At 56.8% G+C, this 17263-nt stretch carries 16 protein-coding genes and 1 riboswitch; of the genes, 8 read left to right on the forward strand and 8 right to left on the reverse strand.

Annotated features, from left to right (window positions below):
• Positions 1-97: 97 nt before the first annotated feature.
• Positions 98-289 carry a hypothetical protein gene (locus AC0YNU_RS16440; RefSeq protein ID WP_475758388.1) on the reverse strand — a complete coding sequence of 64 codons (192 nt, stop codon included), beginning with the start codon at positions 287-289 and terminating at the stop codon, positions 98-100.
• 201 nt (positions 290-490) lie between these two features.
• Here AC0YNU_RS16440 and AC0YNU_RS16445 point away from each other — a divergent pair, with 201 nt between their 5' ends.
• The 3 genes from AC0YNU_RS16445 to dgoD all read left to right on the forward strand — a co-directional run bounded on the left by AC0YNU_RS16445 (position 491) and on the right by dgoD (position 3685).
• On the forward strand, positions 491-1228 hold the full coding sequence (locus AC0YNU_RS16445) for a Bax inhibitor-1/YccA family protein (protein ID WP_475758390.1): 738 nt from the start codon (positions 491-493) through the stop codon (positions 1226-1228).
• 256 nt (positions 1229-1484) lie between these two features.
• Entirely contained in the window at positions 1485-2249 is a 765-nt protein-coding gene (locus tag AC0YNU_RS16450) for an SDR family NAD(P)-dependent oxidoreductase (protein ID WP_475758392.1), read from the forward strand.
• A 302-nt stretch (positions 2250-2551) separates the two neighbouring features.
• Entirely contained in the window at positions 2552-3685 is a 1134-nt protein-coding gene (dgoD, locus tag AC0YNU_RS16455; protein WP_475758394.1) for a galactonate dehydratase, read from the forward strand.
• Positions 3686-3771: 86 nt separating this feature from the next.
• Here dgoD and AC0YNU_RS16460 read toward each other — a convergent pair whose 3' ends face one another.
• Together AC0YNU_RS16460 and AC0YNU_RS16465 are read right to left on the reverse strand one after the other, a co-directional pair.
• Positions 3772-4521, reverse strand: coding sequence for an S-layer homology domain-containing protein (locus AC0YNU_RS16460; RefSeq protein WP_475758396.1), 750 nt, complete (start codon positions 4519-4521; stop codon positions 3772-3774).
• A complete protein-coding gene (locus AC0YNU_RS16465) occupies positions 4518-5315 on the reverse strand; it encodes a hypothetical protein (RefSeq protein ID WP_475758398.1) in 798 nt (265 codons plus the stop codon). Before AC0YNU_RS16465 ends, AC0YNU_RS16460 begins: the two co-directional genes overlap by 4 nt.
• A gap of 205 nt (positions 5316-5520) precedes the next feature.
• Here AC0YNU_RS16465 and AC0YNU_RS16470 point away from each other — a divergent pair, with 205 nt between their 5' ends.
• The 4 genes from AC0YNU_RS16470 to AC0YNU_RS16485 all read left to right on the forward strand — a co-directional run bounded on the left by AC0YNU_RS16470 (position 5521) and on the right by AC0YNU_RS16485 (position 9978).
• Positions 5521-6009 (forward strand): hypothetical protein, encoded by a 489-nt coding sequence (locus AC0YNU_RS16470; RefSeq protein WP_475758400.1) that lies wholly within the window; start codon positions 5521-5523, stop codon positions 6007-6009.
• 201 nt (positions 6010-6210) lie between these two features.
• The gene (locus AC0YNU_RS16475; protein ID WP_475758402.1) at positions 6211-6618 is read left to right on the forward strand and encodes an acyl-CoA thioesterase; all 408 of its coding nucleotides are present in this window, start codon (positions 6211-6213) and stop codon (positions 6616-6618) included.
• Between the two features lie 178 nt (positions 6619-6796).
• Entirely contained in the window at positions 6797-8182 is a 1386-nt protein-coding gene (fumC, locus tag AC0YNU_RS16480) for a class II fumarate hydratase (protein ID WP_475758875.1), read from the forward strand.
• Between the two features lie 104 nt (positions 8183-8286).
• Positions 8287-8382, forward strand: a riboswitch (cyclic di-GMP riboswitch).
• A gap of 66 nt (positions 8383-8448) precedes the next feature.
• Complete coding sequence (locus AC0YNU_RS16485; protein ID WP_475758404.1) at positions 8449-9978, forward strand: methyl-accepting chemotaxis protein; 1530 nt, start codon at positions 8449-8451, stop codon at positions 9976-9978.
• 51 nt (positions 9979-10029) lie between these two features.
• On the opposite strand, the gene AC0YNU_RS16490 is transcribed toward AC0YNU_RS16485, so the two are convergent.
• The 4 genes from AC0YNU_RS16490 to AC0YNU_RS16505 all read right to left on the reverse strand — a co-directional run bounded on the left by AC0YNU_RS16490 (position 10030) and on the right by AC0YNU_RS16505 (position 14460).
• A complete protein-coding gene (locus tag AC0YNU_RS16490) occupies positions 10030-10878 on the reverse strand; it encodes a phytanoyl-CoA dioxygenase family protein (RefSeq protein WP_475758406.1) in 849 nt (282 codons plus the stop codon).
• 35 nt (positions 10879-10913) lie between these two features.
• A complete protein-coding gene (locus AC0YNU_RS16495; RefSeq protein ID WP_475758408.1) occupies positions 10914-11867 on the reverse strand; it encodes a carbohydrate ABC transporter permease in 954 nt (317 codons plus the stop codon).
• Positions 11861-12763 carry an ABC transporter permease gene (locus AC0YNU_RS16500; protein WP_475758410.1) on the reverse strand — a complete coding sequence of 301 codons (903 nt, stop codon included), beginning with the start codon at positions 12761-12763 and terminating at the stop codon, positions 11861-11863. Before AC0YNU_RS16500 ends, AC0YNU_RS16495 begins: the two co-directional genes overlap by 7 nt.
• 71 nt (positions 12764-12834) lie before the next feature.
• Complete coding sequence (locus AC0YNU_RS16505; RefSeq protein ID WP_475758412.1) at positions 12835-14460, reverse strand: type 2 periplasmic-binding domain-containing protein; 1626 nt, start codon at positions 14458-14460, stop codon at positions 12835-12837.
• Positions 14461-15190: 730 nt separating this feature from the next.
• Here AC0YNU_RS16505 and AC0YNU_RS16510 point away from each other — a divergent pair.
• Positions 15191-16156, forward strand: a complete 966-nt coding sequence (locus AC0YNU_RS16510; RefSeq protein WP_475758414.1) for an aldolase catalytic domain-containing protein — start codon at positions 15191-15193, stop codon at positions 16154-16156.
• Between the two features lie 69 nt (positions 16157-16225).
• Here the strand turns inward: AC0YNU_RS16510 and AC0YNU_RS16515 are convergent, their stop codons facing one another.
• A complete protein-coding gene (locus AC0YNU_RS16515; RefSeq protein WP_475758416.1) occupies positions 16226-17227 on the reverse strand; it encodes a helix-turn-helix domain-containing protein in 1002 nt (333 codons plus the stop codon).
• Between the last annotated feature and the right edge of the window lie 36 nt (positions 17228-17263).

The raw sequence follows: 17263 nt of genomic DNA on the forward strand, positions 1-17263 counted from the left end.
ATTTTAGAAAACTTTCATACGCGTTACTTCAATAACATATCGTTCCTCCCGTAATCCAATGGCAGGCATGACTGCGGTATGACTGGTACGCATGGTCTTACGACGCGGCGTGGAAAATTTGACGCTGCTTGCCGTTCTCGATGACCGCCGATTGCGCCGGAATGACATCGGTGCCGTAGGTGCCGGACGAATAATCGCTGCCGGAGAAGTTGACCGTCACCTTCAGATCGTTGCCGTACGTCGCGCTTTGCACCAGCCGGTCTTTCGTCAGTATCGCGAAGCTGCTCATCGGCTTCGTGACGGCTTGCTTATGGAACGGAGAAGAACGTTCAAGAATGGAAGGATGATTGGCGATCGATTGCTGCCTGTCCCGAATGCGGCCAGCACCGACTATGCCCGACGATGCCGGGAGTCGACCAAGAAGGGCTTGTTCTAAACCGTCCGGAATATGATATACTTGGTAAAAAATGACGATGAGGTGGTCAAGTTCATGCTAGGCAGAAGCGGTAATCCAACCTTAAACGAGAAAACGTTCGACCGCACGGGCTCGCATTCCGGCGCAGACCGGATGACGATCGACGGCACGGTGAATAAAACGTTCATTACGCTCGCCGTGCTGCTCGGCGCTGCGTTCGCGACATGGAACATGTATTTCAAGGGCCACGACGTGATGCCTTACGTGATCGGCGGGGCAATCGGCGGACTCATCTGCGCGCTGATCATCAGCTTCAAACCGCGCACGGCGCCGTTCCTGGTACCGGTCTATGCCGCGCTGGAAGGCGCGTTCCTCGGTGCGCTCAGCGCAACTTACGAGTCGTCGTACGGCGGGATTACGCTGCAAGCGGCGCTTGTGACGATGTGCGTATTCTTCGCGCTGCTGGTCGCGTACAAGACGCGCATCATCCGGGCGACAGAGAATTTCAAGCTTGGCGTCTTCGCGGCCACGGCCGGCATCGCGCTGCTTTATCTCGTCAGCATGGTGCTGGGCATGTTCGACGTAACGGTTCCTTATCTGCATGACAGCAGCCTGATCGGCATCGGGATTTCGCTCGTTATCGTGGTCGTCGCCGCGCTGAACCTCGTGCTTGATTTCGACTTCATCGAGCAAGGCGCGGAGCGCGGCGCTCCGAAGTACATGGAGTGGTACGGCGCATTCGGCCTGATCGTCACGCTCGTCTGGCTGTACATTGAAATTCTCCGCCTGCTCTCGAAGCTGCGGAGCAGATAATTGCCAAGCATGTGCTGGTTTGTGCGCAAGATGTGCATACAGCACAGCATATGAACAATTGCTTGCGCACCCGCGCATGCGAGCGCTGCGGGCGCCGTTCCTCGGAACGGCGCCTTTTGCATGCGCTGACTTTTATTGATGGCGAGTGTTGCTGGTTCCCTTCCGGCGGATTCGCAGCGAGGCGAAGAAGGAAGAAAGCATCGTGAAGCGAAGAATTAAATAAGCAAGGAAGACTTCATGGAAATGAGGGATACAGGTGGAACGCAAAGTGGCATTGGTGACCGGATCGGGCAGAGGCATCGGCAGAGGCATTGCGCTGGCTTTTGCCCGGGCGGGGTATGACGTGTGCGTCAATTACAACCGCAGCGCGGAAGGGGCCGAAGCCGTCGTAGCGGAAATTCGCGCGATGGGACTCCGATCGGAGGCGGTGCAGGCGGATATCTCGACGATCGAAGGCGTGGATCGTCTGTACGCCGGCTTCCGCGCTTCGTTCGACCGGCTGGACGTTCACGTGGCGAATTCCGGCATTACGCGGATGCGGCCGTTTCTGGAGACGACGCCGGAGCTGTTCGACGAAGTCATGAATACCGATCTGAGAGGACTGTACTTCTGCTCGCAGCGCGCGGCGCGCATCATGGCGGAACTGGGAACGAAGGGCGTTCTCATCCATATCAGTTCCAACCATGCGGAAGGTACGTGGTCTAACGCGACGGTATACGCCGCGGCGAAAGCGGCAGTCAACAAGCTGACGAAGAACATGGCGCTTGACCTCGCGAGCTATGGCATCCGCGTCGTCGGAATCGCCCCGGGCTATACGCTGCTCGGCGAGCCCAAGGACGAACGCATGCGCGCGGGTATCGCCAACGTGTCTTCGCGCATTCCGCTTGGCCGCTTCGCGACGACGGCGGAAGTCGGCGAGGCTGCCGTTTTCCTCTCGTCCGAGCATGCAGGCTACATGACGGGAACGACGATGTACATGGACGGCGGCTCGCTGCTGCCGGTATGGGCCGATAAGGGCTAGGGCTGTTCCGCCATTTCTAACTAATAACTGCAAATGTGCGCTTATTTCGTCCTCAAACGAGCTCTTAGAGCAAATAACTGCAAATGAGCACTTATTTTACATTCTATCGTCAGCTATCGAACAAAAGCGTGGAAATAGATGCATAACTGCAGTTATTTCCACGCATGAACCGATTGGGCCAGTAAATAACTGCAAAAACGCATTTATTCTGCCAACCAACCCGAGTGCGCTTAAATTCCGCGAGTCATACGAACCGAGCATGGTCGATTACAGTACCAAGATGCAGGAGGAGACGAAGCGTTATGAAAATCACCGATATGAAGCTGTACCATGTGAAACCGCGCTGGCTATTTCTGAAGATTGAGACGGACGAGGGAATCTGCGGATGGGGAGAGCCGATTGTCGAAGGTCGTGCGCTCACCGTCGCGACCGCGGTCGAAGAACTGAAGCGGTATTTGATCGGCCAGGATCCGATGCGCATCGAGCATCATTGGCAAGTCATGTACCGGGGCACGTTTTACCGCGGCGGCCCGGTGCTGGTGAGCGCGATCAGCGGCATCGAGCAGGCGTTGTGGGACATCAAGGGCAAGTTCTACAACATGCCCGTCTACGAGATGCTCGGCGGCAAATGCCGCGAGACGATCCGCATGTACAGCCACTGCGGAGGAGCGACGCCGGATGAGATCGCAGCCAACGCGAAGAAGCGGATGGAAGCGGGATTCACCGCGATCAAGATCGGCGTCGACGCGCCGGTGCGGCAGGTGGACACGCTCGCTTTCGTGGAAGGCGTAACCTCGAAGTTCGCGGCGATCCGCGAAGCGGCGGGCAGCGGGCTCGACATCGCCATCGATTTCCACGGGCGCGTCAGTCCGGCGATGTCCATCCGGCTCGCGGCTGCGCTGGAGACGTATTATCCGATGTTCATCGAGGAGCCTTGCCTGCCGGAGAACGTGGATGCGCTGCTGCGCGTCGCGCAGTCGACGAGCATTCCGATCGCGACGGGCGAGCGTCTGTTCACGCGTTGGGGCTTCCGCGAGGTGCTCGAGAAGGGGGCAGTCGCCATCGTGCAGCCGGACCTTTGCCATGCCGGGGGCATCTTCGAGGGACGCAAAATCGCCGCGATGGCCGAGGTGCATTACGCCTCCGTCGCGCCGCATAATCCGCTCGGCCCGATCTCGCTGGCCTCCTGTCTGCAGCTCGACGCCTGCACGCCGAATTTCCTCATCCAGGAGCACCCGTCCATGGCGGAGAAATGGGATCTTGGCGAAGGCTACCTGAAGCAGCCGTTCCGGATCGAAGGCGGCAATATTGCCGTTCCGCAAGGTCCCGGACTCGGCATCGAGATCAACGAGGAAGCGCTGATCGAGCGCAGCTACGGCGGCGATTGGGATACGCCGAGATTGGCGTACGAGGACGGTTCGTTCGCGGAGTGGTAGAAGAAATAGTAAAGGGATGGCGCAGGCATTTGCTCTGCTCCATCCCTTTTTTTGTTGCGAATTGGTGCTTACTCGGGACAAGCCACCTATTTCCCGTCGAGCTTCTGCTGAATGGCTTCCTCCATCGCATCGAGCGGATCGGTTCCCGGCTTCGGCGTGTAAAAGTCCGGCGCATCCGTCGCCCCCGCGGATGGAGGCGCATAAAGGCCGCTTGCCGCGGCGTTCGCAGCCGTAACCGCTCCCTTGACTTCGACGAGCGTCTGAAGCAGCGTAAGTTTGCTGCCGGCTGGATGGGCGAGCAGCGCGGCATAAGCGGCTTCGATCATATCGCCTCGCAGGAACGGGGTGGCAGCGGTCAGCCTTGAGGCCGCTTCCGCTTGCAGAAGACCGTTCTTTTGCGACAGCTCGGCCGCATTGGCAGGAACGGCGTCTTTGGCGCCGAGCAGCCGATTGAGCAGCGTCAAGAATTCGTTGCCCGACATCGGACGCGCGGGAGCGAAAGCAGTAGCGCTAACGCCTTTCACATACCCCTTCTTGACGGCATAAGCGATGGAGGCGGCGGCCCAATTGGAGCTGGCCACATCCGCGAAAGCAGGCTTCCCTCCCGCCTTGACCGCGTCCGCTTCCTCGCCGGATAAGCGAAGCAGCATGGCGGTTCCTTGCGCGCGGGTAAAGGTGTCCTCCAGCTGGTAGCCCTGTTCCGTACCCGTGAACAAGCCCAGCTGCTTTAAGACGTCGGCCTGCTTCACGCGACTGTCCGACCCGGCAAATACCGAAGAGGTGATGAGCGTGAATATCGCCAGCAGCATGCAGATTGCAGAAGTTTTCTTCATCATGGCTGAATCCCCTCTGTATTGGACTGCTCCGCCGGCTTCTGTTGAGACTGATCCGGATTCGGCTTGTCCTGCCCGGGGGCCGGCTCGTTAACTGGGGGCTGCTCCGGCTGCGGCTCCTGCTCCGGCTTGTCCTGCCCAGGCGCAGGCTCGTCCGCCACGGGCACTTCCGGCTGGGAATCAACAGGTTTGCCGTTTAATTCGCCGGTATTTTGAAGACTGTTAGGATCGGACGTGTAGGAACCGACATAGCCGGAGGGGGAGTTCCATTCGCTGCCCGGTAAGATTAGCGGCTGAACATGGAGATTGAACCCCGTCAGTTGTCCCTGCGGATCGAACGATTGGACGAGCGTGACCGACTTCAGCGGCTCGCTAAAATCCTTCACGACGTTCTCGCCGTCAAGCTTCTTGCCGGACCAGAACTGTATGGAGGTCGACCGTTTGAGCGTATAAGCAGCATCGTAGTATTCGTTGCTCTGCGAATTGCTCAGGAATCGCTCCGATCCGGCTTCGCCCGACATTTTGATAAATTGCTCGTCGGTATACTGGTCTCCATTATAGAGGTGCAGGATTCCATACAGAATTTGAATCGGCTTGTCCGGTCCGCCGGCGATTTGGGATAGCCAATGATCTTGCGCGGCGGCATTGGGATACATCGTGAATTCGGCCGCATAGACGACCTCGATTCGGTCAAACGCGTACGTAATCTTCTCTCCCTCGGCCGCTGCCTGCGAGAAAGGCACGAGCATGAGGAGAGCTGCCAGCAAGGCGATGAATCTAAAACGAATCCACTTCATCCTTTCAGCACCTTTCTTGTCGAATTATTCCATTTTTATGATACAAAGGACGCGGAGGTTTGTCACGGCTTTTCATTCGGACTTATCGCCAAGCTGGTGCGATTTTAATATTGACGCAGCCGCCGAACTGATCTAAACTCTTGAAAGCTGCTATGTCATGTAAGGTTTGTGAATGGCTATTCCAGTTGGAGAAAGGTAGGACATCATGTTTATCAGATCCGTTGGCTTAGGTTTATATATCATGTTCATCTATTGGCTGTCCTCGCATTCGTCCGGCATGCATATGATGTTTTTCCCGACGCTTGGGGCCTTCGGCTTCCTCTTCATCACCAGGTCGCCGAAAATGAAAGAGCTGATCGGCATCGCCTGCGGCGCGGTGATTTCTTCGACCGTCGGCACGCTGGCGTATACCGTCAACAGCGGCATGGTGTCGTTGTTCGTCTGCACGCTCTTTGCGATTTGGTTCGTCCGGACGATGAAGCTGAACGCGCCGCCGATCATTGCCGTGGCGCTTATCCCCTTCTTGACGCATCCTGCGGTCCTATGGGTGACGCCGGTCTCCGTGGCAGCTTCGCTGGCGGGTCTGGTTGCCGTGCTCGGCTCGGTCTTTGCGGTAGAGCGCCTGCTGAGCAGGACGAATACGTCCGCCCTTCCGTTAGGCGGGCAGGCGATGCGGATGGACGCCGATCAATAAATCTATCGTAAAACTTTCATCGTTGCAGGAAGTACAACATCTCAGATCTAAAACCGGGTTAAGCCGGGTTTTGGCTTCTGTATGGTTGCCTTTCGTGCAACTTTTTTTGTAAGCGGGTCGGCGTTTTGACATGGGCAGGCCGGAGCGCTACCATAGGATCAGTCAATCGGAAAGTTAAACGCCGCATCCCCGCGAAGGAGAGTGAATGGCATCGGCAGCGTTAGTCTAGAGATCGTCGTCCGTTCGACGGAAATCGATGTCAACGGACATGTGAACAACGCCAAGTACCTGGAGTATTTGGAATGGGGCCGCGAGGAATGGTATGAGCGGTCGGGGCTCGCGTACGAGACGTTTCTTGCGATGGGCATCCAAACGGTGACGGTGAACATCAACATCAATTACCGCCGAGAATGCAGACAAGGGGACCGGCTCATCATCACGACGGAAGCAGAACGGGCGGGGCGCACGAGCTACATATTGAAGCAGGAAGTCGTGAATCAGGCAGGGGAACGATGCGCGGATGCGCTCGTCACGTGCGTTACGATGGATGCGGAGACGCGAACGAGCCGGCCGATCCCGGACGAGCTTAGGACGCATTTTCCGGCGTAGGCCGGATTCCAACTGAATTCAGCCGTATCGCATGACCATGAATAGGAAATCATAACTAGAGGCGGCGCATGATGATTCATGCATCGCCTCTTTACTTGAATAATAGACATAGATTGCGTTCGAAACATAAGCAGTGCACGCAGCCTGAAACTTGAACCACAGGAAGGGGCAAGGCATGATGGAATATCGCATTGAGAAAGACTCCATGGGCGAAATCAAAGTCGACGCGAATCGGCTGTGGGGGGCGCAGACCGAACGCAGTCTCCATAACTTCAAGATCGGCACGGAGAAAATGCCGCGCGAGCTCATTCAGGCTTTCGCGTATTTGAAGAAGGCGGCGGCGTCCGTCAACGGCGGGCTGGGCAAGCTGGACGAAGCCAAGGCAGGCGCCATTGCGGCCGCGGCGGATGAAATCATCGCAGGCCAATGGGACGGAGAATTCCCGCTCGCCGTCTGGCAGACCGGGAGCGGCACGCAGTCGAACATGAACGTCAACGAAGTGATTGCGCGCCGGGCAGGCCAGCTGCTGGCGGGCGGCAGCGCCGAGGATGCCGGCGCCAAGGTGCATCCCAACGACGACGTCAACCGCTCGCAAAGCTCCAACGACACCTTCCCGACCGCCATGCACGTGGCGGCGCTGATCGCCGTCGAGGATACGGTTTTGCCGGCGATAGCGCAGCTGAAGGCTACGCTCGCGGAGAAGAGCAAGGCATTCGCCGATATCATCAAAATCGGCCGTACGCATTTGCAGGACGCGACGCCGCTCACGCTCGGCCAAGAAATCAGCGGCTGGGTCCGCATGCTCGAGAAGGCCGAGCGGAACATCGGCATCGCCCGCGAAGAGCTCCGCGAGCTCGCGATCGGCGGCACGGCCGTCGGCACGGGGCTGAACGCGCCGCCGGGCTTCGGAGAGAAGGTCGCCGAAGCGATCGGCGGCATGACGGGCAAGCGTTTCGTCAGCGCGCCGAATAAGTTCCACGCCTTGACGAGCCATGACGAAATCGTCTTCGTGCACGGCGCCTTCAAGGCGCTGGCGGCAGACCTTATGAAGATCGCCAACGACGTTCGCTGGCTGGCGAGCGGTCCGCGCTGCGGCATCGGCGAGCTGCGGATTCCCGAGAACGAGCCGGGCAGCTCCATCATGCCAGGCAAGGTGAATCCGACCCAGTGCGAGGCGATGACGATGGTCGTCTGCCAGGTCATGGGCAACGACGCTGCGATCGGCTTCGCCGCGAGCCAAGGCAATTTCGAGCTGAACGTGTTCAAGCCGGTCATCATCCACAACTTCCTGCAGTCCGCGCGGCTGCTGGGCGACGCCATGCGCTCGTTCGACGAGCACTGCGCCGTCGGCATCGAGCCGAACCGCGAGGCGATTACGCGGCTGCTCAATGAGTCGCTCATGCTCGTGACGGCGCTCAATCCGCATATCGGCTACGAGAACGCGGCGACGATCGCGAAGACGGCTCACAAGGAAGGGTTGACGCTGCGCGAAGCCGCCATTCGGAGCGGGCTGATCACGGCCGAGAAATTCGACGAGGTCGTGCGCGCGGACGCGATGGTTTAGACGAAAATTCCTTAAAATTTTACAAATATTTACTATGCAGTGCGACAAATTCCCTATATAATGACAATGTTCGCAAGTTTTCCATTATTTCAAGGACCATTTACATGAGCAAAAGGCAAACCGTTGGAAACAGCGGGACGCAAAGCCGAGGCCTAAAGTAACGCATTTCGATGCGGCGCCATGGTAGACGGGTTATCTTTGTAAATAAGGAGTCCATCCTTATTGGATGGGCTCTTTCTTTTAACTATGGAGGAGGATACACATTGTTGATCGAGAAGAATCGCGTCATGAGATGGATCGCATTAGGTACGTTGATCTTGATGGTGGCGGTGCAAGCGCTCCACGGCTTTACCGAATTCATGCCGCAGCATGGAAGTCACGCCATGCCCGGCGACGCTTCAATGACGAATTCAAACCTGCTTTTCTTGGCGCTTCCGATTCTTTTCTTTCTCGGCGCTTTGCTATGTATGCGCATTCAGCACGGCAAGCCTTCGGCACTCCTGCTTTCCCTGTCGCTGACGTTCGGAAGCATGGCGGTCATCATGGCCGGTCAAGGCATGGTTGAATATCATTTCTCGATCTTCATGGTGCTGGCGGTCATTCTATATTACGAGCGAATCCTGCTGCTCCTGACGAGCACCGTCCTCTTCTCCCTTCAACATCTGCTCGGCTTCCTGTACTTCCCCCGGCTGGTCTACGGCACGAATGATTATTCCTTCGGCATGGTTTGCATTCACCTCGTATTCGTGATTCTCTTCATCGGCGCCGTGACCTACCAAATCATGACCCGCAGAAGCTTCGTGTCGAGATTGGAGGGCGCGCAGGAGCGCAAGATCCATGAAGCCGTCAACCGAATCGTCGCGACCATGACCGAAACCTCCGATCAAGTGCGCATGAATGCCAAAGAACTGACCGGCAATTCCGAATCGCTGAGGTTGCTTGCGGCACAAGCCATCCAATCGATGGAGCATGCGGACCAGGCCTCTCACCGCCAAGAGCATGGCGCCCGCGTGAGCCGGGAAGCGGTTGCGGAGATGTTGAAGGACATGCTGACGATCGCGGAGACGGCTGCCGCCACGTCAAGCTACTCCGAGGAAGTCGCGCGCCAAGCCGAAGGCGGCAATGCGTCCGTCCAGACAGCGGTCGCCCAAATGCAGGCCATGAGCCGCGCCGTGCGCGATTCGGCTGCCACGATCCGGCAGCTTGGCGAACGCTCCCGGGAAATCGACGATATTATCGGCCTGATTACCGATATTGCGTCGCGAACCAACCTGCTGGCGCTGAACGCCGCCATCGAAGCGGCGCGGGCGGGTGACCACGGCAGAGGCTTTGCCGTGGTCTCGGCCGAGGTGCGCCAGCTCTCGGAGCAAACGACCGAATCTGCTCAGCGGATCGCGCTTCTCGTGCAGGAAATGCAAGAGAACAACCGGATATCCATGACGTCCATGAGTCGCGTGATCGACGAAGTGAGCAGCGGCGAGCAAGCCGTCGCGAGAGCCGGCGATGCATTCGAGCAAATCCTGCGTTCCGTGCAGGCGGTAGCGGAGAGGATGCATCACATCTCCGGCGCATCGCGGCAGATGTCGGCAAGCACGCAGCAGTTCAGCGTAACCTTGAACGACATATCGGAGTTGTCGGCCGAACTGACGAGAAGCGTCGTGACCGCGGAAGGGTGCGCGCAAGAGCAGCATTCGCTCATCCACAGGTCATCGGACTTGGCTTTCATGCTGGCGAAGCAGAGCGACAACCTGAACGACATCATCGTGGCGACCAAGCGTAATTTCATTGCGGAATAAGCAAAGCCGTCGTCCCGCAGTACTCGGGAGACGGCTTCTTTCCTAATAGAGCTACTTAATCGCGTTCACCGGATAATACGAAGGCACCGGCTTCGCGTAATGATCCCGTGCGTATTTGATCTGATTCGGCGTCCATTGCGAGTAGAACAGCCGAGTGTCCTTGTCGTCGCTCAGCGCCAATTCCTCCGGCACGGTAGCCCAGTTCGTGAGCGGCGCGCTCGTCGTCCGGGAGTGGTAATTGTGCATCGTCCGCCTGCCGTGCGTGCATTCCGGCTTGCCGCCGTTGCGCGTATGGTAGGTCGTAATATTGTACAGAATCGCCGTTCCCGCTTTTCCACGAATCGGAACTTCCCGGTATTGATCCCCCAAGCCGGCCTTGGCTTCCGCAAGCGAGCTGTATTCGTGGCTGGAAGGTACGATGCAGAATGCGGGGCAGCATTCGTGCACGTCCTTTAAATAATAAATAACGCAGGCATACGTGCTCTTATAGGGGTTCTCCGGATCCCAGATCTTCCCGCCGACCGTCGAGCCGTACCAGCTGATGTCGCGATGAAAGCCCATCTGGCTGCTGCTTGCCCGTTCCATCGTAATGTCCCGAAAATCGAACTGGGCATACCTGGCTTCGCCCAGCAGCACCTCTTGAATGAGAGGGAACAGCGTGCGATGCCGGATGAACGCGTCCATCTCGCCCGGGTATTTCATGAGCAGGCTGCCGTTGCCGACGGCCCCTTCGATCGGCTTATGCCAGCTGTCCGGATCGGAGACCATGTCGCTCTCGACAAGCCGGTTCAAGTAATCCAGCTCCTCTGCCGACAGGGCGTCCGGGATGACCGCATAGCCATAAGCCTGATAGTGCGCCAATATTTCCTCAGTCGTCGTCTGTACCTCGGTTATCTTCATTGTTCGTTCCCTCCAGTCATAGACTCCGAATCGCGTTAACCTTTGACGGATCCAAGCATGATGCCCTTGACGAAATACTTCTGCAGAAACGGATACACGATCAGAATCGGCACGATGGCGAAAATGATCGTCGCCGCCTTGATGTTCTCGGGCTGCACGACCATCCGGCTGCTGTCGTTCAGCGTGCTGGTGTTCTGGCTGCCCATGTTCAGCATGTTGAAGTCGATGACGATCGAACGCAGCACCATTTGGAGCGGCCATTTGCTGTTGTCGGTGATGAAGAACAGCGCGTTGAAGAAGTCGTTCCAGTGGCCGACCGCGTAGAACAGACCGACCGTGGCAATGACGGGCTTGGACAGCGGGAGAATCAGGCTCCATAGAACGCGCATCTCGGAAGCGCCGTCGATTCGCGCGGATTCCTCCAAGCTCTCCGGGATGCTCCAGAAGAAATTCCGCATCAGGATGAGATTGAACGGCGCGACCAGCTGAGGCAGGATAAGCACCCAGACGCTGTTCATCAAGCCCAGATTCTTCAGCAGGATGTACATCGGAATGAGTCCCGCGCCGAACAGCATCGGGATAATGACCAGCCACAGCAGGAAGCGGTGGCCCGGGATGTGCGTCTTGGACAAGCCGTACGCACCCGTTGCCGTGAACACGAGATTAAGGAACGTGCCGACGACGGCGACGAACACCGTAATGCCGAACGACTTCATCAACACGCTCGTGTGGAAAATATATTTGTACGCCTCCAGCGTAAACGATTTCGGCCACAGCATCATCGGATCGCTGTACACGGCATGCGCCTCGCTGAGCGAAACCGCCCAGACGTTGACGATCGGCAGCAGCGTCACGAGCCCCGCGGCGATGAGGATGACATAAATGATCGTCTGCGCCCAAGCGGGATTGGCGTCGAGCTTATTGCTGACTGCTGCTAGGTCCTTCTCTTTCTCGGCCACATGGTCCAAACTTGCGGTTTGTTCTACCATAGCGATTTCTCCCCCATCCTGCGTATGACGGTATTCGCGCTGACGATCAGGATGACGCCGATAATTCCCTTGAACAGGCCGACGGCCGTAGCCAGCTCGAACTGCGACTGCAGGAGCCCAAGCCGATACACATAGGTGTCGATAATATCGCCGACATCGTAGACAGCCGGGTTGAGGAAAATAAAGATTTGATCGAAGCCCGCATCCAGAATGCCGGCCAGCTGCAGACAGAAGAGAAGGGCGATAATCGGCCGGATGCCCGGCAGCGTAACGTGCCAGATCTGCCGCATTTTTCCCGCGCCGTCGATCTTGGCCGCTTCGTACAGCTGGCCGTCGATGCCGGAGAGTGCCGCCAAATAAATAATGGCGCCCCAGCCGAACTCTTTCATGATCGCCGTGATGACGATGACCGTGCGGAACACGTCTTCGTTGGTCGTGAAGTTGAACTTGTCGAGACCGGCATTCACCAACAGCAGATTGATGATGCCGCTCGGGCCGATGAAATTGTAAATGATGCCGCCGAATACGACCCACGATAGGAAGTGCGGGAAGTACGTGACCGTCTGCACGATCCGTTTGAACCACAGATGCCTCACCTCATTCAGCAGCAACGCGAACAGGATCGGAACCGGGAAGCCGAAGACGAGCCGGTACAAACTGATGATAATCGTATTCTTCAGCAGCTCCGGGAACTTCTCCGAGTTGAACATCGATCGGAAATGCTCGAAGCCGACCCAGGGACTATGCATGATGCCCGACATGATCTTGAAATCCTTGAATGCGATCGTAATGCCATAGAACGGCGTATACGTGAAGACGGCGAAATACGCAATCGTCGGCAAGATCAGCAGGTAGATGTAACGCGATTGCCAAATCCGTTTACCCACATCACTCATTCCTTTCTGGTGCACTCTTCGGAAAAGGGACAAGACAGCCCGCTATAGGCCGCCTTGCCCGCCCGACTGGATCAGTCGACGTAATTCGGCTCCGATTTATCCTTTTGCAGCTCGTTCACTTCGTCGATGATTTTTTGCTCGCCGGCATCCAGCCACTTCTGCCGCGCCTTGATGTAATCGTCCTTGGTGAGCTTCATGTCCGTCAGGATGCTGCCGCTGACCTTGGCCATGTAATCCTCCCAAATCTGCGCGCCGATCTTCGCGCCGGTCGGGGACGTGACGGTCGGATCCTTATAGTCGTTGTACGGCGTCGCGGCGTACTTCTCGAACATGCTCTTGTAGTAGGCGAATTGATCCTGCATCCCGCCGCCGGCGAACTGCAGCTCGATCGCTTGCCAGTCCAGCTTCTCGCTCATCGGGTCGAGGAAGCGGAGCGGTTCGATTTGGGACGACTTGTAATCGCTTTCGCGTTCGTCGTCGGGAATCGGCACCTTCCTGCCTTGATCGTCCACCGTGTACGTTTTGCCCTCGATACCGTATCTGCGGAAGTCGGAGCCGTCGGTGAGCGACCAGTTAAGGAACTGGAAGATTTGGTCAGCTTTGCCCTCCGCCTTCTTGTTGATGTAGAAGCCGCGGTCCTGCGGGAATACGACGCGCGTGCCGCCTTTCTGTCCGTCCAAGCCCGCAAGCGGGGACATCGTCTTGATCGTGGCTTTCGGGTCCGCCTTCCGCAGCTCGGGGAGCAGCGACTGCAGGTTGCCGCCGAGGATAACGGCTGCCTTGCCGGCCTTGAACTTCGTTTCGCCGAACGAGGCGTCCGGGTTGACGCCGGCTTCTTCGTCGAACAGGCCTTTCTTCTTCAGATCCTGCAGCCAGAACATGTAGTTCAAGTGTTCATCCTGCATTTCCGGCGGCAGCAGCTTGTTGGGATCGTCCTTCGACGGCGCCCAGCCGTAAGCGTCCCCGAAGGAGGTCGCCGCATCCTTGCCTGCCCAGAAAGCAATGGTGTTGCCATGCGTCATCGGCACGATGCCGGGTTCGCTTTCCTTGATCTTCTGCAGCGCGGCCTCGAGTTCGGCGATGGACGTCGGCTCGGCGATGCCAAGCTTCTCGAAAATATCGGCCCGGTAGTTGATGAAGAACGGCACGACCGGGTAGATCAGGTTCGGGATGAAGTAGATGTCGCCTTTGTCGTCCTTCATCTTGTCCCAGATGCCGTCCGGAACCGCGGACTTGACGGCAGGGTATTTGTCGAGCAGATCGTTGAGCTTCGTGAAGGCATCCTGGTCCTGCAGATCCTTCCAGAACGGATCGACCGGACCCGTGGCCCAGACGGCGTCGGGCATGTCGCCGGAAGCGGCGGTCGTCTTGATCGTGGAATCGTAGTCGACGACGGGAATGATCCGAACATCGATGTTGACATTGGCTTGTTTGAACAATTCTTTCTCATAGGCGCCGTTCTTCGTGTATGTTGCGGGACCCCAGGTCGGCCGGAGGTAGCTGAAGCTCAGCGTCTTGCCGCTGGTGCTGCCTGCATTGCCGCCGTCATTATCGGCCGTATTAGCGGTATTCCCGGTATTCCCGTTATTCTCGTTGGATGAATTGGAGGAGCATCCCGCAATCAAGCTTACGATCATAAGCAAAAGGACAGACAGCCTTCCCAGCTTCCACGTTTTCCGATGACGCATCTGATACATGTTCATCCTCCTCTTGATTTGTGTTTCCAACTGCTTGCGACTGGCGGCAAGCATCTGCTGCAGCGATAATAAGCCCCCTTAGTTTGGAGTGATACAGCTATGAAAGATCCCCGGGAGGGATGCTTCACCAAAAGAACGGATATTCAAATGAACGTGGCTCTGGCGATAAAGTATGCGCTTACATCTTAAGTGTCGATAACCGATTCGGTTTGGCGAATTCAGAGGCATGGAGGTGATTGATTTATATTCCCTGACGGGGAATACAGCATTCACCCGGGCTGGCTGTACTAAAGAATGCCTAATTTGTAATATTCGTAATATATCGTTATAAGACATTCGGGTCAACCGTGCGTCAAGCGCCATTTTTGCGCTAGGACTTCACAGGCATTGTGAGGTAATATGGGGCAGAGGTCCGAGTTGATCGGCTATTGTTTAGGGATTTATTACCAATTTTATCGAATTTGTTTTGTCGCTTTAAGGCGGAATTCCACGCTTGCAGAACAGCCCGAAGACAGCCGTCTGACACGCTTCGACACAATGAGCAAAACCGGGGCGCCTCCCTTTCGACGATCTGCGAATAGGGATGAGTGGGCACGGCTTGGGAACGGAAGTCGATTGCGGCGCGGTTGTCGGGCACTGATACGCTTTAAAGCGACAAAATTTTTTTTGCGTTCATGGCAGATTTCAAGTATGATGAAAAGAAAAGTATGGGCCAAAGGAGTACACGTACATGAACGCAAAAAACAACAGCAATTGCAAAATCGTCGACTGCACGATCCGTGACGGCGGCCTCGTTAATAACTGGGATTTCAGTGTCGAATTCGTTCAGCATCTGTACCATACATTGAACGAAGCCGGCGTGGAATATATGGAAATCGGGTACAAAAACTCGCCGAAGCTGCTTAAAGGCGCCGAATCCGCGGGACCTTGGCGTTTCCTGGACGACGACTTCCTGCGCAAAGTCATTCCGCATAAGCTGAACACGAAGCTGTCGGCGCTCGTGGACATCGGCCGCGTGGACGAGAACGACATCCTGCCGCGCGAGGAAAGCCTGCTGGACCTGATCCGCGTTGCCTGCTACATTCAGGACGTCGAGAAGGCGCTCGAGCTCGTGAACGTATTCCATTCCCGCGGTTACGAGACGACGCTTAACATCATGGCCCTCTCCAACGTCATGGAGAATCAATTGCTGGAAGCGTTCGAGCTGATCGAAGCGAGCGTTGTCGACGTAGTGTACGTCGTGGACTCCTACGGCAGCCTGGATCCGAAGGATTTCGACTACCTCGTCAGCAAATTCCAGAAGCATCTGCCGAGCAAACGCCTTGGCGTGCATACGCATAACAACATGCAGCTGGCATTCGCGAACACGCTTATTTCCGTGGACAAGGGCGTCGAGTTCCTTGATGCTTCCGTGTACGGCATGGGCCGCGCGGCAGGCAACTGCCCGACCGAGCTGCTCGTCGCGCATTTGAAGAACACGAAGTACAACGTGCGTCCGGTGCTGGACATGATCGAGAAATACATGATTCCGCTTCGCGAGAAAGAAGAGTGGGGCTACATCATCCCCTACATGATCACGGGAATGCTGGATGAACACCCTCGTTCCGCTATGGCGCTTCGCGAATCCGACGACAGGGACAAAGCGGTCGACTTCTACGACAAGCTGACGACGCCGGAAGTGCTGCACAGCAAATAAGCCTCGTCGCAAGCGACAGGCTTAACCAATAGTAAAGCTCCCGAGCCGTTGCGGCTCGGGAGCTTTTTTTTAATTATGGGGCGCTGGCCCGGATCGGAACGCATGTGTCAGTGTCTGTGCTAGAGCCTCCGCGTCGGTTGCAGTCTCGGATAAAACGTCCGAGAACGGCAGCTCCCCGGATTGCGGCAGCCGGCTGCGGAAGTGAGACCGGTATGCGCTCGGCGTCAAGCCGAATTCGCGTTTGAACATCCGATTGAAGAAGCTGAGATCCTCGAATCCGACCTCGAGCGAGATGGCGGTAATTTTGGCAGGGGAGGTCTCCAGCAGTTTCTTCGCCTCGAGCAGCCGAATGCGATTGCGGAATTCAATGAACGTCATGCCGATCTGCTGCTTGAATTTGGTCGTGAACGTCGATTGGCTGAGGTTGCAGAGCTCGCTGATCTGCTGAAGGCTCAGCGGCTGGGCGTAATGCTGCTTCGTGAAAGCGCATACGGTTCTGAACAAAGCCGCTTCGTTGTCCATGCGGGCCATCGGCTTCTGCGCGGAACGTTCATAACACCGGCTGAGATAGATGAACAGCTGCAGCAGATGCGTGCGCACCATCAGCTCGTAATTAGACTCGCGGTCCGTGTCCTCTCGGACGAGGCTGTCCAGGATGGCGATGGCTTGGCTGCGCTCCAGCTTGCTGAGGTTCATGAAGGTGCCGACGCGCGCCTGCCCTTGAAGGAACGGTTCCAGGTAGTAGAAGTCGATGAAGCCGTTGACGCCTGCCAGATGCGAGAGCTCCTGCTCGAAATAATACGGATCGAAAATGACGTTGTTGACCGTCAAGGGCGTATCCGGCAGCCGGCGGTAACCGTGCGGAACATGCCGGTGGATGATGAAGATATCCCCTTCGCGAATCGGCAGCTCCCGGTCTTGGAAGAGATGGATGCCATGGCCTTCCGTGACATAAATGATTTCGACGAAGTCATGAATATGAAGATCGTAATCCTGACCGACCGGCGCCCGAAAGGCCCGGAACGGAAATGCGCGGTTATCCATGAACTGCTCGTTCACGTAGTGGTCCACTCGGCAGCCCCCAGTCCGTCAAAAAGTCCCAGTCTT

The sequence above is a fragment of the Paenibacillus sp. J31P316 genome (assembly GCF_056269105.1).